Origin of the sequence: Aestuariivirga litoralis (assembly GCF_003234965.1) — a bacterium.
Taxonomy (GTDB): domain Bacteria; phylum Pseudomonadota; class Alphaproteobacteria; order Rhizobiales; family Aestuariivirgaceae; genus Aestuariivirga; species Aestuariivirga litoralis.
The window spans coordinates 1-20,695 of the sequence record NZ_QKVK01000004.1 but is presented as its reverse complement, the minus strand read 5'-3'; the positions used below and the strand labels follow the sequence as shown (position 1 = coordinate 20,695).

15 protein-coding genes and 1 tRNA gene are annotated in these 20,695 nt (G+C 64.9%); 2 read left to right on the top strand and 14 right to left on the bottom strand.

What is annotated here, in order from left to right; translation table 11 throughout:
* Positions 1-349: 349 nt before the first annotated feature.
* From DK847_RS09810 to DK847_RS09800, 3 genes are read right to left on the bottom strand one after another with little or no spacing between them, the layout of a single operon-like run.
* A complete protein-coding gene (locus DK847_RS09810; protein ID WP_111198209.1) occupies positions 350-2,296 on the bottom strand; it encodes an oxidoreductase in 1,947 nt (648 codons plus the stop codon).
* Positions 2,297-2,338: 42 nt separating this feature from the next.
* Entirely contained in the window at positions 2,339-2,623 is a 285-nt protein-coding gene (locus DK847_RS20600; RefSeq protein ID WP_161957222.1) for a chorismate mutase, read from the bottom strand.
* Complete coding sequence (locus DK847_RS09800; protein WP_111198207.1) at positions 2,620-4,794, bottom strand: ComEC/Rec2 family competence protein; 2,175 nt, start codon at positions 4,792-4,794, stop codon at positions 2,620-2,622. The genes DK847_RS20600 and DK847_RS09800 overlap by 4 nt, the downstream gene beginning before the upstream one ends.
* 97 nt (positions 4,795-4,891) lie before the next feature.
* Here DK847_RS09800 and gltX point away from each other — a divergent pair, with 97 nt between their 5' ends.
* Positions 4,892-6,313, top strand: coding sequence for a glutamate--tRNA ligase (gltX, locus tag DK847_RS09795; RefSeq protein WP_111198206.1), 1,422 nt, complete (start codon positions 4,892-4,894; stop codon positions 6,311-6,313).
* 314 nt (positions 6,314-6,627) lie between these two features.
* A complete protein-coding gene (gene gltA, locus DK847_RS09790; protein WP_111198204.1) occupies positions 6,628-7,929 on the top strand; it encodes a citrate synthase in 1,302 nt (433 codons plus the stop codon).
* A 268-nt stretch (positions 7,930-8,197) separates the two neighbouring features.
* Here gltA and DK847_RS09785 read toward each other — a convergent pair whose 3' ends face one another.
* The 11 genes from DK847_RS09785 to DK847_RS09735 form a co-directional block, all read right to left on the bottom strand.
* The gene (locus DK847_RS09785) at positions 8,198-8,485 is read right to left on the bottom strand and encodes a hypothetical protein (RefSeq protein WP_111198202.1); all 288 of its coding nucleotides are present in this window, start codon (positions 8,483-8,485) and stop codon (positions 8,198-8,200) included.
* 209 nt (positions 8,486-8,694) lie between these two features.
* The gene (rpoC, locus tag DK847_RS09780; protein WP_111198201.1) at positions 8,695-12,861 is read right to left on the bottom strand and encodes a DNA-directed RNA polymerase subunit beta'; all 4,167 of its coding nucleotides are present in this window, start codon (positions 12,859-12,861) and stop codon (positions 8,695-8,697) included.
* Positions 12,862-12,959: 98 nt separating this feature from the next.
* Positions 12,960-17,063, bottom strand: a complete 4,104-nt coding sequence (rpoB, locus tag DK847_RS09775; RefSeq protein WP_111198199.1) for a DNA-directed RNA polymerase subunit beta — start codon at positions 17,061-17,063, stop codon at positions 12,960-12,962.
* Between the two features lie 149 nt (positions 17,064-17,212).
* The gene (rplL, locus tag DK847_RS09770; RefSeq protein WP_111198198.1) at positions 17,213-17,587 is read right to left on the bottom strand and encodes a 50S ribosomal protein L7/L12; all 375 of its coding nucleotides are present in this window, start codon (positions 17,585-17,587) and stop codon (positions 17,213-17,215) included.
* Positions 17,588-17,639: 52 nt separating this feature from the next.
* Positions 17,640-18,161 (bottom strand): 50S ribosomal protein L10, encoded by a 522-nt coding sequence (rplJ, locus tag DK847_RS09765; RefSeq protein WP_111198196.1) that lies wholly within the window; start codon positions 18,159-18,161, stop codon positions 17,640-17,642.
* 342 nt (positions 18,162-18,503) lie between these two features.
* Positions 18,504-19,208 (bottom strand): 50S ribosomal protein L1, encoded by a 705-nt coding sequence (gene rplA / locus DK847_RS09760; RefSeq protein ID WP_111198194.1) that lies wholly within the window; start codon positions 19,206-19,208, stop codon positions 18,504-18,506.
* A 5-nt stretch (positions 19,209-19,213) separates the two neighbouring features.
* Positions 19,214-19,645: a 50S ribosomal protein L11 gene (gene rplK / locus DK847_RS09755; protein ID WP_111198193.1), complete on the bottom strand. Its 432-nt coding sequence runs from the start codon at positions 19,643-19,645 to the stop codon at positions 19,214-19,216.
* A gap of 80 nt (positions 19,646-19,725) precedes the next feature.
* The gene (gene nusG, locus DK847_RS09750) at positions 19,726-20,259 is read right to left on the bottom strand and encodes a transcription termination/antitermination protein NusG (RefSeq protein WP_111198191.1); all 534 of its coding nucleotides are present in this window, start codon (positions 20,257-20,259) and stop codon (positions 19,726-19,728) included.
* A 9-nt stretch (positions 20,260-20,268) separates the two neighbouring features.
* Positions 20,269-20,466, bottom strand: coding sequence for a preprotein translocase subunit SecE (secE, locus tag DK847_RS09745; protein ID WP_111198190.1), 198 nt, complete (start codon positions 20,464-20,466; stop codon positions 20,269-20,271).
* An 18-nt stretch (positions 20,467-20,484) separates the two neighbouring features.
* Positions 20,485-20,560, bottom strand: a tRNA-Trp gene (locus DK847_RS09740).
* A 50-nt stretch (positions 20,561-20,610) separates the two neighbouring features.
* The coding region (locus DK847_RS09735) for an EF-Tu C-terminal domain-related protein (RefSeq protein WP_483458045.1) at positions 20,611-20,695 on the bottom strand (85 nt) is incomplete at its 5' end.

Genomic DNA, 20,695 nt, shown 5'->3' with positions numbered 1-20,695 from the left:
GCCCGCATGGACATCACGATTCCCTAGGCCCCCCAGCCATGCTTCGCGGGTGCGAAGTTCAAGGTGTTTGCGGGATGACCCATTCTCGTCGACGCCACTTTCTCTTCAACGTTACGCGGACATGCCGAAAGACCCCGTGAACGCAGGACGCCCCCTCGCCCGGTCAAACCCCGCGCGATGGTGATGCGTCGCTCCTGCCCTGAGCCCCTGTCGGCCGTGCACGGGAATCTCTTCCCCCGCACAGGCTGCACGCTAGGGGGCAATTTGGGCGGATAAAAGGTTGAGATTCTGGCGGAATTGGACAGCGTTCACAAATCGGGCCGCTGTTGCATCCGCGCCACAGCGCAGCTCAGACGGCGAGCCCCGCCAGCATGCCTTCGTAGACGGCTTCCTCCGCGGTGCGCGGGCTCAGGGCGTCGCCGGCCAGATGGTAGGGAATGCCAAGCTCATCGAGCACCGCGACCAGGCCGTCGTCCTGCAGGTTGGGCGTGTTGAGGACGATGGTGTCGACGTCCTCCATCACCACCGCCTCGCGCGAGGGGGTGTGGATGAAGTAGGCGGTGCGCCCGTCAGCACCGTAAAGGCGCAGCCACGGGTGGACCTCGACGCCCAGTTTGTGCAGGCGCGCCACCTGCTCGAAGCGGACATAGGTCTGGATCGAGGCGGACGCGCAATGGTGGTTGACCGCGAGCCGGACGTTCGCCCCCTCGGCGGCCAGCTTCTCGGCGATGCCGGAGCCGCCCCAGTCGCCCATCCAGTCATAGACCACGACCTTCTGGCCGGTGCTGGCGCGGCCGGCGAGGATATCCACCACGTGCACGAGCTGGGCCGCCTCGCCCTCGAGCGGCGGGGCATGCGGGCGCGACCCCGTTGCGAGGATCACCACGTCCGGCTTCTCAGCGAGGAGCAGATCGCGCGTCACCTCGCTGCGCCGGTGCAGGATGGCGCCGTGGCGTTCGGCCTCCGCCGTCAGGTTGGTGGCGATGCCGCCGAATTCCGCCCGCTTGGGCAGCAGCTGGGCCAGGCGGGCCTGTCCGCCGGTCTGTGCCTCGCGCTCATGCAATTGAACATCGTGGCCGCGCTCGGCTGCGACCGCCGCGGCCTTGAGGCCGGCCGGGCCGCCGCCGACGACGAGAACCTTGCGCCGGACGGCGGCGCGGGGCTTCTCGCCATAGTCCAGCTCGCGGCCCGTTTCGGGGTGCTGGATGCAGGAGATCGACAGGCCGAGCTGGAAGTGCCCGATGCAGGCCTGGTTGCAGCCGATGCAGGCGCGGATGTCGTCCACCTTGCCGGCCCTGGCCTTGTTGGCCATCTCCGGATCGGCGATCATGGCGCGGGTCATGCCGCACATGTCGGCAGCGCCCGAGGCCAGTACCTGCTCGGCAATCTGCGGCTGGTTGATGCGGCCCGCGACGAACACCGCCTTGCCGGTGGATTGCTTCACCTTTTGGGCGAAAGGCGCCACGTAAGCCGTTGAATTTGCCATGGATGGCACGATGTGCGCCGCGCCGGAGGCCGTGGCGGAGGTGCCGGCTATGACATTCAGGTAGTCGAGCTCCGGGGCCAGCGCCCGGGCGATGGCGACCGAATCGTCCTCCACCAGGCCGTCTTCGTCGTGCTCGTCGCCCGACATGCGCATGCCGACAATGAATTCGCCCGGAACCTGCTGGCGGATGGCGGCGATCGCCTCGCGGGTGAAGCGGAGCCGGTTGTCGAAGGAGCCGCCATACTGGTCCTCGCGGTGGTTGACGCGGGGGTTCATGAACTGGGCCGGCAGGTAGCCGTGGCTGGCCACGATCTCGACGCCGTCGGCGCCGGCCGCCGCCATGCGCCGCGCCGCCTGGGCGAAACCATCGACGATCTCTCCGATCATCGATTGCGACATCTCCCGCGGGATGACCTTGAAACGCTCCGAGGGCGAATGCGACGGTGCGAAGGCCGGCTGCACCACGCCGTTGGGCCGGCCGAGCAGCTCGCGGCCAGGATGGAAGAGCTGGACGAAGACCTTGGTGCCCTGCTCGTGGATGGCATCGACAAGGCGCGTGAAGGGCTTGATGCAGTCGTCGGAGGTGCCCATCAGCAGGGCTTCCGTGTAGCGCGATGTCTCGTGCACGCCGACGACCTGGATGACGATCAGCCCCGCCCCGCCCCTGGCGCGGGCGCGCTGATAGGCGATGAGCGAGTCCGACGGGAGGCCGCCCTCGGGAAGGTAGGTGTCATGCCCGGTCGAGAAGATGCGGTTGCGGATCTCGGTGGACTTGAGGGTGAAGGGCGAGAACAGGTGCGGGAACATCATGATGCCCGCATTCTAGCCAGCGCCGCGGCCCGGCGTCGACCCTCAGATCGAGCGTTCCTCGTATGCGATGAACCACTCGACCATCTCGGTCCACATGGTCTCGACCAGTGCCGGATCGACATTGTGGGCGCGCGCCAGCACGCGCACATGGTCGATCACCTGGCGTACGCGGGCATCGTCACGCGCCGGAAGCCCGTCACGCTTCTTCACCACCACGGCCTTTTCCACCCAGCGCTGGCGCTCGGCCAGGATCTTGATGAGGCTCTCGTCGATACGGTCGATCTCCTTGCGGATCTCGCTCATGGTGAGGTGCCGGGGCTTGCTCATGTGCCGCTCTTGCCTCCAACCGCGGGCGCCGTCAATCGGCGGGGTTCGGGGACCACCACCCAGGGCCGGCGGCCCTGCTCTCCCCTGGCCGTCTTCACCACGGGTGCTGGGCCGGAGAGGAAGACGGCGTGGGCACCGTGCCGCCACAGGTCGAAACGGTCGATCCTGAGCGGCACGCGGCGGCAGGCGCCGCGCAGCGGAAAATCGGCGATAACCACGTCTGCACCGCGGCAAGCCGGAGGCTTTCCCTCGCTCCCGGTGAGATAGACGATCACCCGGCCCCGCAGTTCGGCGGTGCAGCGCCCATCGGCGCATTGCCAGCCCGGCCGTTTGGCGGCCTCGCCAGGGCTCGCCTCCTCGCCATTGGCCTGCAGCCATTTCTCCACCGCAAAGCGGGCGCGGCGCGGCCGTGCCGGCACGATGTGGCCGGTTCCGTCACGCAGCGCCACGTTGGCGCCGGTCGCCTCGATCAGGAGGTCGGGCGGCGGGGGCGCCGAGAGCATGAGGAGGCCACCCGCCGCCATCACGGCAAGGCCGGCAAGGCGCAGCGGCCCGGCCAGCAGGCAGAGCAGCAGCAGGCCGCAGACCACCACGGTCATGGCCGTGAGGGGTGGACGGGCGATGACCTCGTTGGCGCCGGGCAAGCCAGCGACGGCATTGGAAATCACGATCACCAGCTCCAGCCCCTTGCCCATCACGGCGAGCGGCAGCTGCTCCAGACCGAAGGGCATCAGCACGGCGGCAAGCAGCGCGAAGGGCATGACCAGCACGCCGACCACCGGGATCGCCAGGCCATTGGCCAGCACGCCATAGGGCGATATGCGGCCGAAGTGATAGGCCGCCGGAAGTGACGAGGAAAACCCGGCGATCAGCGAGGTGACGAGGCTGGCGAGGAAGGCCGCCGCCGCCCAGCGCACCACGCGCCACGCCCAGTGCGGCGCAGGCCCCTCCTCGCCCTGCCCGGCCTTCCAGCGGGCCCAGAATTCATAGAAGGCGACGAGGCCCAGCACGGCGAGAAAGGACATCTGGAAGCTCGCCTCGATGGCGGCTTCAGGATCCAGCACGAGGATCACCAGGGCGGCCAGGGCGAGGTTGCGGACCGACACGGCCGGACGGTCGACGATGATGGCGAAGAACACGATGGCGACCATGATGAAGCTTCGCGCGGTGGCAACGCCGCCCTCTGCCAGCAGCATGTAGAACAGCCCCATCATCAGGGCTGCCGCTGCCGCCCATTTGCGGATGGGGAAACGCAGCGCAAGGCCGGGAACGAGCGCCAGGGCCGCTCGCACCGCCCAGAACACGCCACCCGCCACCAGCCACATGTGGAGCCCGGAAATCGACAGGATGTGGAACAGCCCGGAGACCAGCAGGCTCTTGTTGATCTCCGGCGGAATGGTGCTGCGCTCACCGGTGATCAGGGCCTCGGCGAAGGAGGCATAGGGTTCGGCCAGGGCGGCGTGGATGCGCGCCCCCATGGCCGCGCGGAGCCCGGCAAGCCAGCCGTCGAGCGGTGCAATCAGCTGCGGACCGTCCAGCACGGTGATGGCCTGCGACGTCACCCGCCCGGTGCCGCCGATGCCCGAAAGCCACAGGCTGCGGCCGTAATCGAAGGCGCCGGGCGCCACGGGGGACGGCAGCGGCGCCAGCCGGGCCCTGAAGCGCAGGCGGGCGCCCGGGGGTGGTGCCCCGGCCTTCTCCGGCACCGAGAGGCGGATCAGGCGGGGCATCTTTCCGGGTGCGAGGCCTTCGATCTCCTCGGGTGCCAGAACCAGCACCAGCCGGGAGCGGGCGCTGCGCGCGACGGTGACGGCCCGCCCCGTCACCGTCACCTCGCCGGTGGCGGCGGCGAGCAGCGGCGTTGCCACCTGCCAGGACTGCAGCCCGGCAAGTGCGAAGCCCCCCAGCGCAAGTCCTGCCAGCAGCACGGGGCCGCTGGCCCGGCCGAGCCAGATGAGCATGGCGCCGGCCAGACCGAGCGACAGCAGCAGCAGGGTGCCTGGCTCCTCCGGGAGGACGAAATAGACGCCGATGCCGACGCTGAGCGCGGGCGCCGCCCACAGGACGCTACGGCCGCGCTGGGCGGCGATGGCACGCCTGCAAACGTCTGCCAGCCAGACCTTGCGGGGCGCGTCTTCCGCTCCCGCCTGGTCCATCATGGCCAGCGACATGGCACTCCCCTTTGAGACCGCCCGCGGGTGTGCTAACTGGCGGCTCGCATCACGCAACCACCTTCCCTTACGTCAGTCAATACGGAGAACGGCGTCCATGTCATCGCCAGTCGTCACCCGCTTCGCCCCCTCGCCCACCGGCTACCTGCATATCGGTGGCGGGCGGACGGCGCTGTTCAACTGGGCCTATGCGCGGCACACGGGCGGAAAAATGCTGCTGCGGATTGAGGATACGGACCGTGAGCGGTCGACGGCGGACGCCATCGACGCGATCATCGAGGGGCTGACCTGGCTGGGGCTGGACTGGGCGGGAGAGCCGGTCTCCCAGTATGGCCGGGCCGAGCGGCACCGGCAGGTGGCGGAGGAACTGCTGGCCCAGGGCAAGGCCTACCGCTGCTACTGCACGCCGGAGGACCTGGAGGCGATGCGGGCAAAGGCCGAGGCCGAGAAGCGGCCGATCCGCTATGACGGGACCTGGCGCGACCGCGACCCCTCGGAAGCGCCGGCGGGGGTGAAGCCGGCCATCCGCTTCAAGGCCCCGCAGCAGGGCGAGACCGTGATCGAGGATGCGGTGCAGGGCAGAGTCGTCATTCCGAACAAGGACTTGGACGATCTGATCATCCTGCGCTCGGATGGCAATCCGACCTACAACCTGTCGGTCGTGGTGGATGACCATGACATGGGCGTCACCCACATCATTCGCGGCGTGGACCACCTGACCAATGCCGCCCGGCAGACCCAGATCTACAAGGCGATGGGCTGGCGGGTGCCGCACATGAGCCACATCCCGCTGATCCATGGGCCGGATGGCGCGAAGCTCTCGAAGCGCCATGGGGCACTCGGCGTCGAGGCCTATCGCGCCATGGGCTATCTCCCTGAAGCGATGAGGAATTATCTGGCGCGCCTGAGCTGGAGCCATGGCGACGACGAGATCTTCTCCACCGAGCAGCTGGTCGAATGGTTCGACCTCGACGCCATCGGCAAGTCGGCCGCGCGCTTCGACTTCGCCAAGCTGGAGAACCTGAACGGCCACTACATCCGCCACATGGCGGATGACAAGCTGTTGATGTCGTTCATCGATTTCCTTCCGCATGCCGAGGGCGGGCCGGCCATGAAGGCCAAGATCGACGACGCCATGATGGCCAAGCTGCTGCGCGCACTTCCTGGCTTGAAGGAACGCGCCAAGACATTGGTGGAATTGAAGAATGGCGCCCAGTTCCTGTTTGCCGAGCGGCCGCTGCCGATGGACGACAAGGCGCGCCAGATCATCGCCGATGGCGGCAGGGACGTCCTGGCAGGCATCATCCCCGTCTTGACTCACATTGCGAACTGGCAGGCGCATGACCTTGAAACGGCAGTGAAATCCCATGCCGAAACAGCGGGGCTGAAGCTCGGAAAGGTGGCCCAGCCGCTGCGCGCCGCGCTGACCGGCACCGCGACCTCGCCCGGCATCTTCGACGTGCTCGAGGTGCTGGGGCGTGAGGAATCGCTGGCAAGGTTGAGTGACCAGGCGGCCTGACGACCCCCACCCCTTCCCCTCCCCGCAAGGGGGAGGGACGAGTTCTGGATCCGTCGCCGTCGCGCAACTTTGGCGTTGCAGATTGGTTGTCGTTCGATGTGCAAAACGGTTGTCGCCGTTGCACGGCGGATGCTTTTCGGAGTGCAACAGAAGCATGTTGCAGCGGATGCCAAAATGCATGTTGCCCGAGCATGGCAAGGGACGACGGACAGCCATGCGGGCGCTCGACCAAAGCATCAGGTCAGTGTCGTTGACCTTTCTATGGTGCGGTGCAATAGTTCGTGACGAGAAAAAGGCAGATATGGGAGCCCACAATGGCTGACGATCCGAAGAAGGCAGTTCTCGAGCTCAAAGGAAAGTCGGTCGACATGCCGGTCAAGTCCGGCACCATCGGACCGGACGTCGTCGACATCACCAAGCTCTATGCCCAGACCGGCGCCTTCACCTTCGACCCCGGCTTCACCTCCACCGCCTCCTGCGAATCGAAGATCACCTATATCGACGGCGACGAGGGCGTGCTGCTCTACCGCGGCTACCCGATCGAGCAGCTGGCCGAGCACGGCGACTTCCTCGAAACCTGCTACCTGCTCTATTACGGCGAGCTTCCCACCCCCTCGCAGCGGAAGGAGTTCGACAAGAACATCACCTACCACACCATGGTGCACGAGCAGATGACCCGGTTCTTCCAGGGCTTCCGCCGCGACGCGCACCCGATGGCGGTGATGGTGGCGGTGGTCGGCGCCATGTCGGCCTTCTACCACGACTCGACCGACATCAACGACGCCCGCCAGCGTGAGATCGCCTCGCACCGGATGATCGCCAAGCTGCCGACGATCGCCGCCATGGCCTACAAGTACCATATCGGCCAGCCCTTCGTTTACCCGCAGAACTCGCTGTCCTATTCCGCCAACTTCCTGCGCATGTGCTTCGCCGTCCCCTGCGAGGAATATGTGGTGAACCCGATCCTGGCGCGCGCCATGGACCGGATCTTCATCCTCCATGCCGACCATGAGCAGAATGCCTCGACCTCCACCGTGCGCCTCGCGGGATCCTCGGGTGCGAACCCCTTCGCCTGCATCGCGGCGGGCATCGCCTGCCTGTGGGGCCCGGCCCATGGCGGCGCCAACGAGGCCGCACTGGAAATGCTGAAGGAAATCGGCGACCCGGCCAAGGTGCCGGAATTCATCGCCAAGGTGAAGGACAAGACGTCCCACATCCGGCTGATGGGCTTCGGCCACCGCGTCTACAAGAACTATGACCCGCGCGCCAAGATCATGCAGAAGACGGCGCATGAGGTTTTGACCGAACTCGGCATCAAGGACGACCCGCTCCTCGAAGTGGCGCGCGTGCTGGAGCAGGCCGCACTCTCCGACCCCTATTTCATCGAGCGCAAGCTCTACCCGAATGTCGATTTCTATTCCGGCATCATCCTGCGCGCGCTCGGCTTCCCCACCTCGATGTTCACCGTGCTCTTCGCGCTCGCCCGCACCGTGGGCTGGATCTCGCAGTGGAAGGAAATGATCGAGGACCCGAACCAGAAGATCGGCCGCCCGCGCCAGCTCTACACCGGCGCACCGCGCCGGGACTATGTTCCCGTGACGCAGCGGGGGAAGTGATTTCATCAGCCTGCTGATGATCGGAATGCCCGGGTGAGAGCCCGGGCATTGTTGATTCTCCGGCAGACGCGGGAGAGATGAGAGGAAATGGGCACGGTGGCGGGGGACTCGCTTCCCCTCACCTACCCCGACTGCGTCGGGGCCCCCTCCTCTCCCGCTGACGCGGGAGAGGAACTCGCTTCCCCTCACCTACCCCGACTGCGTCGGGGCCCCCTCCTCTCCCGCTGACGCGGGAGAGGACGAGGAAACCCCGCTCTCTGCTTAGGTGTCAGTATCCGGTCGTGTCGGTCATCATCTTCGGGTCGCAGATCGGATCACCGGTGACCGCCTTGTTGCGGCAATAGGCGGAGCGGAGTTCCATCGCCTTTTCCTTGGTCATGGCCATGATCTTCGCCCGCATCGCCATCATTTCCGGGCCCATGCAGATGACGTCCTCCGCGTAGTCACGGCAATACTGCGAGTTCGCCAAGGCCGGGTTCGTATCGGCATGAGAGGCGCTGGCGATGGCGGTGACGGCAGCGCAGGTGAGGGCGAGTGATGCGAGTAGCTTCTTCATGCTGATGTCCTCTGATTTGGGATGAACTGGACGTTCGGGTCGACGGGCAGGCTTGCCCGACACAGAGGACTTCGCCGGCGACCTGCCACTTGTTACAACTGAAGGTTCTTCTTTTCACCTTTATCGATTGCGAAGACGGGTGGGCGGCACTCTCGCAAAGAAAAAGGCCCGGATTGCTCCGGGCCTTTGTGTTTCGCATGTCTGCCGGCTTATTCGGCGGCGGGCAGTTCCGTGGCCTTGGCCTGCTCCTCGAGGATGAGGGTGTCGCGCTTGTCCGCGACCGCCCGCAGCCTGGAGAGCATGCCGCCGGTGCCGGCCGGGATGAGACGGCCGACGATGACGTTCTCCTTGAGGCCTTCGAGCGTGTCGACCTTGCCGATGATCGAGGCTTCGGTGAGCACGCGGGTGGTCTCCTGGAAGGAGGCCGCCGAGATGAAGGAGCGCGTCTGCAGCGAGGCCTTGGTGATGCCGAGCAGCACCGGCTTGCCGGAAGCGGGGCGCAGGCCTTCCGCGATGAGCTTCGAATTTTCGTGATCGAGCTCCTCGCGGTCCACCTGCTCGCCGAGCAGCAGCGTCGAGTCGCCAGAGTCGGTGATCTCGACCTTCTGCAGCATCTGGCGGACGATCACCTCGATGTGCTTGTCGTTGATGTTCACGCCCTGCAGACGGTAGACTTCCTGGATTTCGTTGACGAGGTAGGAGGCGAGCTCCTCCACGCCCTTGATGTCCAGGATGTCATGCGGCGCCGGGTTGCCGTCCATGATGTATTCGCCCTTCTCGATGAAGTCGCCTTCCTGGACGGGAAGGTGCTTGCCCTTCGGGATCAGATACTCCACGGCCTCCACACCCTCCTCCGACGGAACGATGCGGATGCGGCGCTTGTTCTTGTAGTCGCGGCCGAATTCGACGCGGCCGGAGATCTCCGCGATGATCGCGTGATCCTTGGGGCGGCGGGCCTCGAAGAGCTCGGCGACACGCGGCAGACCGCCGGTGATGTCGCGGGTCTTCGCGCTCTCGAGCGGGATACGGGCGAGCACGTCACCGGCGGTGACCTTCGCACCCGGATCGACCGAGAGAACCGCATCGACCGAGAGCAGGTAGCGCGCCTCGCCGCCACGGGCGAGCTTCATCACCTTGCCGTCCTTGCCCTTGATGACCATCGCGGGCTTCAGCGTGGAACCGCGCTGGTTCGAGCGCCAGTCGATGATGACGCGGTTGGTGATGCCGGTGGCCTCGTCCGCCACCTCGTTCACCGACACGCCTTCGACCACGTCCTCGAACTCCACCGTGCCGTCGACTTCCGTCATCAGCGGGCGGGTATAGGGGTCCCACTCGGCGAGACGCGTGCCGCGCTTCACCTTGTCGCCCTCGTCGGCATACATGCGCGTGCCGTAGAGCAGCTTGTGGATCGCGCGCTCCGTGCCGTTCTCGTCGACGAGAACCAGCGTCGAGTTGCGGCCCATCACCATCAGGCGGCCCTGCCCGTCCTTCGCGAAGTTGCGGTTGCGGATGACGATCTTGCCGTCCGCATTGGCTTCGATGAACGAGTCGTTCAGCACCTGCGCGGTGCCGCCGATATGGAAGGTACGCATGGTGAGCTGGGTGCCCGGCTCGCCGATCGACTGTGCGGCGATGACGCCCACGGCCTCGCCCATGTTGACGGGCGTGCCGCGCGCGAGGTCACGGCCATAGCACTTGGCGCAGACGCCGAACTTGGTCTCGCAGGTCAGCACCGAGCGGATCTTCAGCTCGCCGATCCCCGACTTCTCGATGATCTCGACATGCGGTTCCAGGATCTCGTTGCCGGCGGCGACGATGATCTCGCCGGAAGCCGGGTTGACCACGTCCTGCGCCGCGGTGCGGCCCAGCACGCGGCTGCCGAGCGAGGCGATGATCTCGCCCGCATCCACGATGGGACGCGCGGTGAGATAGGCCTCGGTGCCGCAGTCGACTTCCGAGATGATCGCGTCCTGGGCCACGTCCACCAGACGGCGGGTGAGGTAGCCCGAGTTCGCGGTCTTGAGGGCGGTGTCAGCCAGGCCCTTGCGGGCGCCGTGGGTCGAGTTGAAGTACTCGAGCACCGACAGGCCTTCCTTGAAGTTCGAGATGATCGGCGTCTCGATGATCTCGCCCGAGGGCTTGGCCATCAGGCCGCGCATGCCGCCCAACTGCTTCATCTGCGCGGGCGAACCGCGCGCACCGGAGTGGCTCATCATGTAGATCGAGTTGATCTGCTTCTCGCGGCCGGTCTTCTCGTCCACCTGCACGGCGGAGATGCGCGCCATCATTTCCTCGGCCACCTTGTCGGTGGTCTTGGCCCAGGCGTCCACGACCTTGTTGTACTTCTCGCCCTGGGTGATCAGGCCGTCGATGTACTGCTGCTCGAACTCCTTGACGAGTTCGCGCGTGGTGTTGACGATCTTCTCCTTGGTCTCGGGGATGACCATGTCATCCTTGCCGAAGGAGATGCCCGCCTTGTAGGCGTTGTAGAAGCCGAGCGCCATGATGCGGTCGCAGAAGATGACCGATTCCTTCTGACCGCAATGGCGGTAGACCGCGTCAATCATGCGCGAGATGTCGCGCTTGGTCATCAGCTTGTTGCACAGGTCGTAGCTGATGTTGACGGCCTTGGGCAGAAGTTCGCCGATCTTCATGCGGCCGGGCGTCGTCTCGACGATGCGGTTGACGATCTTGCCCTCCGCGTTCATCTCGCTGACGCGGCCCTTGATCTTGGTCGCGAGCGTGATGACGCCGGCGGCCAGCGCATGGTCGATCTCGGCCATGTTGCCGAAGGCCTTGCCCTCGCCGGGCTCGCCCTTGCGCATGATCGAGAGGTAATAGAGGCCGAGCACGATGTCCTGCGACGGCACGATGATCGGCTGGCCGTTGGCGGGGTGCAGCACGTTGTTCGTGGACATCATGAGGACGCGCGCTTCGAGCTGGGCTTCGAGCGACAGCGGCACGTGGACGGCCATCTGGTCGCCGTCGAAGTCGGCGTTGAAGGCGGTGCAGACGAGCGGATGCAGCTGGATCGCCTTGCCCTCGATCAGCACCGGCTCGAAGGCCTGGATGCCGAGGCGGTGGAGCGTCGGCGCGCGGTTCAGCAGCACCGGGTGTTCGCGGATGACCTCGTCGAGGATATCCCAGACCTCCGGCTTCTCCTTCTCGACCAGCTTCTTCGCCTGCTTCACGGTGGCGGAGAGGCCCTTGGCGTCAAGCCGCGAATAGATGAAGGGCTTGAACAGCTCGAGCGCCATCTTCTTCGGCAACCCGCACTGGTGCAGCTTCATCTCGGGACCGACCACAATGACCGAGCGGCCGGAATAGTCGACGCGCTTGCCGAGCAGGTTCTGGCGGAAGCGGCCCTGCTTGCCCTTCAGCATGTCGGCCAAGGACTTCAGCGGACGCTTGTTGGCGCCGGTGATGACGCGGCCGCGGCGGCCGTTGTCGAACAGCGCGTCAACGGCTTCCTGCAGCATGCGCTTCTCGTTGCGCACGATGATGTCGGGTGCCCTCAGCTCGATCAGCCGCTTCAGGCGGTTGTTGCGGTTGATGACGCGGCGATAGAGGTCGTTCAGGTCGGAGGTCGCGAAGCGGCCGCCATCGAGCGGCACCAGCGGGCGCAGCTCCGGCGGGATGACCGGGACCTGGGTGAGGATCATCCATTCCGGGCGGTTGCCGGATTCGATGAAGCTCTCGACCAGCTTCAGGCGCTTGGCGATCTTCTTGGGCTTCAGGTCGCCGGTGGCGTTCTTCAGCTCCTCGCGCAGCTGGTCACGCAGCTGCTCGAGGTTGATCGACATCAGCATGTCGCGCACGGCTTCGGCACCGATGCCCGCCGTGAAGGCGTCCTCGCCGTAGTCTTCCTGGGCCTTGATGTACTCGCTCTCCGAGAGAAGCTGGTGCAGCTTCATGGGCGTCAGGCCCGGCTCGAGGACGATGTAGTTCTCGAAATAGAGGATGCGCTCCACGTCCTTCAGCGTCATGTCGAGCAGCATGGAGATGCGGCTCGGCAGCGACTTCAGGAACCAGATATGGGCGACGGGGGCGGCGAGCTCGATGTGGCCCATGCGCTCGCGCCGGACCTTCGAGAGGGTGACTTCCACACCGCACTTTTCGCAGATGATGCCCTTGTACTTCATCCGCTTGTACTTGCCGCAGAGGCACTCATAGTCCTTCACCGGCCCGAAGATGCGGGCGCAGAACAGACCGTCCCGCTCCGGCTTGAAGGTGCGGTAGTTGATGGTCTCGGGCTTCTTGATCTCGCCGAAGGACCACGAGAGGATCTTCTCGGGGCTGGCGATCGAGATGCGGATCTGGTCGAAGGTCGGAGCCGGCGTTGCCGGGTTGAAGACGTTCATGACCTCTTGGTTCATCGGTCATATTCTCCATTTTGCGCAGGCGGCCGTGCCCGCTGGGTGTTCGAATTCGAATGAGGCAGTCGGCGGGAGGCGTGCCCCCCGCCGTTTGATCTTTAGCTCGAGACGTTGGCCTGCGAGTTCTGCAGTTCGACGTTGAGGCTGAGCGAGCGCATTTCCTTGACGAGCACGTTGAAGCTCTCGGGGATGCCGGCCTCGAAGGTGTCGTCGCCGCGGACGATCGCCTCGTAGACCTTGGTGCGGCCCGCGACGTCGTCCGACTTGATGGTCAGCATCTCCTGCAGCGTATAGGCAGCGCCATAGGCTTCCAGGGCCCAGACTTCCATTTCGCCGAAGCGCTGGCCACCGAACTGCGCCTTGCCGCCCAGCGGCTGCTGGGTGACGAGCGAGTACGGGCCGATGGAACGGGCGTGGATCTTGTCGTCCACCAGGTGGTGCAGCTTGAGCATGTAGATGTAGCCCACGGTGACCTGGCGGTCGAAGGGCTCGCCCGAGCGGCCGTCGAACAGCGTGACCTGACCGGAGGTCGAGAGGCCGGCGTCCTTCAGCATGGCCGCAATGTCCTCCTCGCGCGCACCGTCGAAGACGGGGGTTGCGATGGGAACGCCGCGGCGCAGGTTTTCGGCGGCTTCGACGAGCGACTTGTCGTCGAGGCTTTGGAGCTCGTCATGCTTGCCGTAGATGCGGTTCATCTCGTCGCGCAGCGGCTTGACGCTGTTGGTGTCCTTGTAGCCGTCGAGCAGCGCGCCGATCTTGCGGCCCATGCCGGCACAGGCCCAGCCGAGATGCGTCTCGAGGATCTGGCCGACGTTCATGCGCGAAGGCACGCCCAGCGGGTTCAGCACCACGTCGACATGCGTGCCGTCCTCGAGGAAGGGCATGTCCTCGATGGGAACGATGCGCGACACGACACCCTTGTTGCCGTGACGGCCGGCCATCTTGTCGCCCGGCTGGATCTTGCGCTTCACGGCGACGAAGACCTTGACCATCTTCATGACGCCCGGCGGCAGCTCGTCACCGCGCTGCAGCTTGTCGACCTTGTCGTGGAAGCGCGTGTCGAGGCGCTTCTTGGACTCGTCGTACTGCTGCTTCATGGCCTCGAGTTCGCCCATCGCCTTCTCGTCGCCGAGCGCGATGTTCCACCACTGCGACTGCGGCAGGTCATCGAGGGTCTTCTCGGTGATCTTGCCTTCGATCTTGTGGCCCTTCGGACCGCCCGTGGCTTCCTTGCCGTTGAGCCAGCCCTTGAGGCGGCCATAGGAGTTGCGGTCGAGGATGGCGAGCTCGTCGTCGCGGTCCTTGGCGAGACGGTCGATCTCCTCGCGCTCGATGGCCTGGGCGCGCTCGTCCTTGTCGACGCCATGGCGGTTGAACACGCGCACTTCGACGACCGTGCCGGCAACGCCGGGCGGCAGACGGAGCGAGGTGTCACGCACGTCGGACGCCTTCTCGCCGAAAATGGCGCGGAGCAGCTTTTCTTCCGGCGTCATCGGGCTTTCGCCCTTCGGCGTGATCTTGCCGCACAGGATGTCCCCCGGCTTCACTTCCGCACCGATGTAGACGATGCCGGCCTCGTCGAGGTTCTTGAGGGCTTCCTCGCCGACATTCGGGATGTCGCGGGTGATTTCCTCAGGGCCGAGCTTCGTGTCACGCGCCATCACGTCGAATTCCTCGATGTGGATGGAGGTGAAGACGTCGTCCTTCACGATGCGTTCGGAGAGGAGGATCGAGTCCTCGAAGTTGTAGCCGTTCCACGGCATGAAGGCGACGAGCACGTTCTGGCCCAGCGCCAGATCGCCGAGGTCCGTCGACGGGCCGTCGGCGATGATGTCGCCGGCCTTGACGCGGTCACCCACGCGCACCAGCGGACGCTGGTTGATGCAGGTGTTCTGGTTCGAACGCTGGAACTTGGCGAGCGTGTAGATGTCGACGCCCGACTTCGACGGATCGGTCTCTTCCGTCGCGCGGATGACGATGCGCTTGGCGTCCACCTGGTCGACCACACCCGAGCGGCGGGCGGCCACGGCGGCGCCGGAGTCGCGCGCCACCACGGCTTCCATGCCGGTGCCGACGAGCGGCGCATTGGTGCGCACCAGCGGCACGGCCTGACGCTGCATGTTGGAACCCATCAGCGCGCGGTTGGCGTCGTCGTTCTCGAGGAACGGGATCAGCGCCGCGGCGACGGACACGAGCTGCTTCGGCGACACGTCGACATAGTCGATGCGGTCGGCCGGCACGATCAGCACGTCGCCGGCGTGACGCGCGATGACGAGGTCCTCGGCGAAGCCGCCCTTCGGGTTCAGCGCCACGTTGGCCTGGGCGATGTGGTGCTTCTGCTCCTCGATGGCGGAGAGATACACGACGTCATCCGTCACGCGGCCGTCGATCACCTTGCGATAGGGCGTCTCGATGAAGCCGTACTTGTTGACGCGGGCATAGGTCGCGAGCGAGTTGATGAGGCCGATGTTCGGGCCTTCCGGCGTTTCGATCGGGCAGATGCGGCCATAATGCGTCGGGTGCACGTCGCGCACTTCGAAGCCGGCGCGCTCACGCGTCAAGCCACCCGGTCCAAGGGCCGACAGGCGGCGCTTGTGGGTGATCTCGGAGAGCGGGTTGGTCTGGTCCATGAACTGCGACAGCTGCGAGGAGCCGAAGAATTCGCGCACGGCGGCGGCCGCCGGCTTCGCATTGATCAGGTCATGCGGCATCACCGTGTCGATGTCGACCGAGGACATGCGCTCCTTGATGGCGCGTTCCATGCGGACGAGACCGAGGCGGTACTGGTTCTCCATGAGCTCGCCGACCGAGCGCACACGGCGGTTGCCGAGGTGATCGATGTCGTCGACTTCGCCCTTGCCGTCGCGCAGCTCATGCAGCGTCTTGATGACGGCGATGATGTCTTCCTTGCGCAGCACGCGCATGGTGTCCGGAACATCGAGCTCGAGGCGCATGTTCATCTTGACGCGGCCCACGGCCGAGAGGTCGTAGCGCTCCTGGTCGAAGAACAGGCCGTTGAACAGCGCTTCCGCGGTCTCGCGCGTCGGCGGCTCGCCCGGGCGCATGACGCGGTAGATCTCGACGAGCGCCTGCTCGTAGCTTTCCACCTTGTCGGCCTTCAGCGTGTTGCGGATGTAGGGGCCGTTGTTGATGTGGTCGATGTCGAGCAGGTTGAGCTCGGCGTAACCAGCGTCCTTCAGCTGGTTCAGCAGCTTCTCGCTGATCTCGTCGCCGGCCTCGGCATAGATCTCGCCGGTCTTCTCGTTGACGAGTTCGTCGGCGAGATAGAGGCCATAGAGGTCCTCGTCACGCACCAGGAGCTCCTTGACGCCGTCCTCGGCGATCTTGCGGGCAAGGCGCGGGGTGATCTTCTTGCCGGCCTCGACGACGACCGCACCGGTCTTGGCGTCGATAAGGTCCACCGACGGCTTGATGCCCTTGAAGCGCTGCGCGTCGAAGGGCGTCTTCCAGCCGTTCTTCGTCAGCTTGTAGGTGACGGTCTTGTAGAAGGTGTGCAGGATCTCTTCCGACGACAGGCCGAGCGCATAGAGCAGCGTGGTGATCGGCAGCTTGCGGCGGCGGTCGATGCGGGCATAGATGATGTCCTTCGCGTCGAACTCGAAATCGAGCCAGGAGCCGCGATAGGGGATGATGCGCGCCGCGAAGAGCAGCTTGCCCGACGAGTGCGTCTTGCCCTTGTCATGGTCGAAGAAGACGCCGGGCGAACGGTGCATCTGCGAGACGATGACGCGCTCGGTGCCGTTGACGACGAAGGTGCCGTTCGCCGTCATGAGCGGCATGTCGCCCATGTAGACGTCCTGCTCCTTGATGTCCTTCACCGACTTGGCCTGGGTGTCCGGATCGATTTCGAACACGATGAGGCGCAGCGTAACCTTCAGCGGTGCGGCAAATGTCATGCCGCGCTGCTGGCACTCGTCGACGTCGAACTTGGGCTGCTCGAACTCATAGCGCACGAACTCGAGCATGGCCTGGCCCGAGAAATCGGTGATCGGGAACACCGACTTGAACACGGCCTGCAGGCCCTCGTTCGCGCGGCCGCCCTTCGGCTCCACCATCTGCAGGAACTGGTCGTAGCTTTCGCGCTGAACCTCGATGAGGTTCGGCATCTCGGCCACTTCGATCTTCCTGCCAAAGAACTTGCGGAGGCGTTTGCGGCTAGCGGCGGACTGAGTTTCGGCCATGGGGTCCCCTTGACGGTTCAAAAACATGCAAATTCGACAGCTTGCCGAACCCCCTTTTTCGAAAGGAAGTCCGGCAAGCCGTCGCGGACGGCGCAGTACTGGCCCGGTGGCGCCCTGCTCTGTTCAAGCGCGGCGCCACCGGAAAATCGTTACTTCAGCTCGACCTTGGCGCCAACGGCCTCAAGCTTCTTCTTCATCGCTTCGGAATCGGCCTTGTTCACGCCTTCCTTGACGGTCTTCGGGGCGCCTTCGACGAGGTCCTTGGCTTCCTTCAGGCCCAGGCCGGTGATGGCGCGGACTTCCTTGATGACTTCGATCTTCTTGTCGCCAGCCGAGGCGAGAACGACGGTGAACTCCGTCTTCTCTTCGGCCGGAGCGGCAGCGGCAGCGCCCGGAGCGGCGGCAACGGCCACCGGAGCGGCGGCGGAAACGCCCCACTTCTCTTCGAGCATCTTGGACAGTTCAGCGGCTTCCAGAACGGACAGAGCCGAGAGGTCTTCAACAATCTTGGCGAGATCAGCCATTTGAGTATCTTTCTATCGTCGGTTGGTTGGGTAGTGGTTAAGGCGTGGCGTCTTAGCCAGCGGCCTGATCCTTGGTGGCATAGGCGTTGAAGACACGCGCCAGCTGGCCGGCAGGAGCCTGAAGCACACCAGCAATCTTGGTGGCGGGCGCCTGGATGAGGCCAATGAGCTTGCCCCGGAGCTCGTCGAGCGAGGGCAGTTCGGCGAGTGCCTTGACCGCGTTGGCATCCATGACGGTCTTGCCCAGCGCACCGCCGAGGACGACGAACTTGTCGTTCCCCTTGGCGAAGGCCGAGGCGACCTTGGGTGCCGAGACGGGATCGGCGGCGTAAGCCACCATGGTCGGACCCACGAAGAGGTCCTTGATCCCGGCTGCGTCAGTGCCATCAAGAGCAAGCTTGGCAAGACGGTTCTTGGCGACCTTCACGGTCGCCCCCGCCTGGGCCATCTTGTTACGCAGGTCGTTGACCTGGTTCACAGTGAGGCCCTTGTTGTGGGCCACAACGATCACACCGGTGGTCTTGAACACCTGGTTGAGCGTTGCGACGAGCTCTTTCTTTTCAGCTCTTTCCACTTGCTCTCTCCTTTATGGCGAGAAGGCTTTGAGACCCGCCCGCCGTTGGACCAACCGCTCAAGACGCACACCACACGACGGCAGCGGGCGCCTGAGCGGCGCTTACGTGCCTGTCCCCCTGCCCGGGCATTTCCGGGACTGGGTCCATGAGGTCCAAACCGACTTGGAACCCTTAAGTAGGGATCCGAATTCCGTTTTGACACCCATCTCATGCAGGCTGGGCTTTTAAGCGGGAGGGATTCCCCCGCGCCTGCAATCTCGGACAGGTAAACCGAAGTTCGAGGAACTTCGGGCACCCTGCTGAAATCATTGCTGATTTCAGCAGGGAAACTCGTTCAAGCCTTACGCGCCACCGCCGGTGACGGAGCCCAGATCCAGCTTGAGGCCGGGACCCATGGACGAAGAAATGGACAATTTCTTGACATAGGTGCCCTTGGCCGCCGGCGGCTTGGCCTTGATGACCGCATCGACGAAGGCCTTGATGTTCTGGCTGAGCTGCTCGTCCGAGAAGGACGCCTTGCCGACGCCACCCTGCACGATGCCGGCCTTTTCGACGCGGAACTCCACCGCGCCGCCCTTGGCGGCCTTGACCGCACCGGCGACGTCCATGGTGACCGTGCCGACCTTGGGGTTCGGCATCATGCCGCGCGGGCCGAGAACCTTACCAAGACGGCCGACGAGGCCCATCATGTCCGGCGTGGCGATGCAGCGGTCGAAGTCGATCGTGCCCTTGTTGACGATCTCGAAGAGCTCTTCGGCGCCGACGACGTCAGCCCCGGCCTTCTTCGCTTCCTCGGCCTTCGCACCCTTGGCGAAGACGCCGACGCGCAGGTTGCGGCCGGTGCCGTTCGGCAGGTTGACCACGCCGCGGACCATCTGGTCCGAGTGGCGCGGGTCGACGCCGAGGTTCATGGCGATCTCGACGGTTTCGTTGAACTTGGCGTTGGCGCGGCCCTTGATGAGCTTGACGGCTTCATCGAGGCCATAGACCTTCTGACGGTCGATGCCTTCGTTGTTCTTGGCGATGCGCTTAGCGAGCTTTGCCATATCTCTTACTCCGTCACCTGGAGGCCCATGGACCGGGCGGAGCCGGCAATTTCACGCGCAGCGGCGTCGAGGTCGCGGGCATTCATGCCCTTGAGCTTCTGCTCGGCGATCTCGCGGCACTGGGCCATCGACACCTTGCCGACGAAGGCGCCCTTGCCGGGCTCCTTCGAGCCGGACTTGAGGCCGGCGATCTTCTTCAGGAAGTAGGTCGCGGGCGGCGACTTCATCTCGAAGGTGAAGGACTTGTCCTGGAAGGCCGTGATGACGACCGGAACCGGCATGCCGGGTTCCATCTTCTGCGTGGCGGCGTTGAAAGCCTTGCAGAATTCCATGATGTTGAGACCACGCTGACCGAGAGCGGGGCCGATCGGCGGAGACGGGTTCGCCTGACCTGCCGGCACCTGCAGCTTGATGTAGCCGACGACTTTCTTTGCCATTTTCTTTCCCTCGCCGGACGATCCGGCTGATTGAGGTTAGTGGTCCGGCTTGTTGAGGGCCTCCCACCGGGTTTCACGGGTTAGCGGAGCTTTTCCACCTGCCCGTACTCGAGTTCGACAGGCGTGGGCCTGCCGAAGATGGACACGGCGACCTTGAGCCGCGACCGTTCTTCATCCACTTCCTCCACCTGGCCGGAGAAGGAGGCGAAAGGACCATCGGCGACGCGAACCTGCTCGCCGACTTCGAAGGTAAGCGTGGACTTCGGACGCTCGACGCCCTCCGCCACCTGGTTCAGGATGCGCGAAGCCTCGGCGTCCGAGATCGGGATCGGCTTCGAGTCAGAGCCCAGGAAGCCCGTGACCTTCGGTGTGTTCTTGATCAGGTGGAAGGCCTGGTCGGTGAGCTCCATCTTCACCAGCACGTAGCCGGGGAAGAAGCGGCGCTCCGACTTGATCTTGCGGCCGCGGCGCACTTCCACGACCTCTTCGGTCGGGACCAGCACCTGCTCGAAAAGCTCGCCCAGGCCCTTTTGGACCGATTGTTCCTTGATCGAGTCCGCGACCTTCTTCTCGAAATTCGAGTAGGCGTGAACGATGTACCAGCGCTTAGCCATGTCCGCCCTTTAACCCGCGATACCGAGGACCCACTGCACGCCACGGTGCAGCACGGAGTCGACGATGAGGAAGAAGATGGAAGCAACGAAAACCATGATGAAGACCATGACGGTCGAGATCATGATCTCGCGGCGCGTCGGCCAGGTGACCTTGTTGGCCTCCTCGCGGACCTCCTGGAGAAACTCGAACGGATTGGTCTTTGCCACGTGTGCTTCCTTAGAAAATGGCAGGGGCAGTAGGGCTCGAACCCACGACCTGCGGTTTTGGAGACCGCCGCTCTACCAACTGAGCTATACCCCTAGAGCGCGGCGAACCCCTCAGTTAAGGAGCCCGCCGCACCATTTAAAGTCTTAGTCGGTGATCTTCGCGACGACGCCGGCGCCGACGGTGCGGCCGCCTTCACGGATGGCGAAGCGCAGCTTCTCTTCCATGGCG

Excerpts from the sequence above, each read along its gene's own strand:
- DK847_RS09810 (WP_111198209.1), bottom strand. The coding sequence starts at position 2,296 with ATGATGTTCCCGCACCTGTTCTCGCCCTTCACCCTCAAGTCCACCGAG.
- DK847_RS20600 (WP_161957222.1), bottom strand. The coding sequence starts at position 2,623 with ATGAGCAAGCCCCGGCACCTCACCATGAGCGAGATCCGCAAGGAGATC.
- DK847_RS09800 (WP_111198207.1), bottom strand. The coding sequence starts at position 4,794 with ATGTCGCTGGCCATGATGGACCAGGCGGGAGCGGAAGACGCGCCCCGC.
- gltX (WP_111198206.1), top strand. The coding sequence starts at position 4,892 with ATGTCATCGCCAGTCGTCACCCGCTTCGCCCCCTCGCCCACCGGCTAC.
- gltA (WP_111198204.1), top strand. The coding sequence starts at position 6,628 with ATGGCTGACGATCCGAAGAAGGCAGTTCTCGAGCTCAAAGGAAAGTCG.
- DK847_RS09785 (WP_111198202.1), bottom strand. The coding sequence starts at position 8,485 with ATGAAGAAGCTACTCGCATCACTCGCCCTCACCTGCGCTGCCGTCACC.
- rpoC (WP_111198201.1), bottom strand. The coding sequence starts at position 12,861 with ATGAACCAAGAGGTCATGAACGTCTTCAACCCGGCAACGCCGGCTCCG.
- rpoB (WP_111198199.1), bottom strand. The coding sequence starts at position 17,063 with ATGGCCGAAACTCAGTCCGCCGCTAGCCGCAAACGCCTCCGCAAGTTC.
- rplL (WP_111198198.1), bottom strand. The coding sequence starts at position 17,587 with ATGGCTGATCTCGCCAAGATTGTTGAAGACCTCTCGGCTCTGTCCGTT.
- rplA (WP_111198194.1), bottom strand. The coding sequence starts at position 19,208 with ATGGCAAAGCTCGCTAAGCGCATCGCCAAGAACAACGAAGGCATCGAC.
- rplK (WP_111198193.1), bottom strand. The coding sequence starts at position 19,645 with ATGGCAAAGAAAGTCGTCGGCTACATCAAGCTGCAGGTGCCGGCAGGT.
- nusG (WP_111198191.1), bottom strand. The coding sequence starts at position 20,259 with ATGGCTAAGCGCTGGTACATCGTTCACGCCTACTCGAATTTCGAGAAG.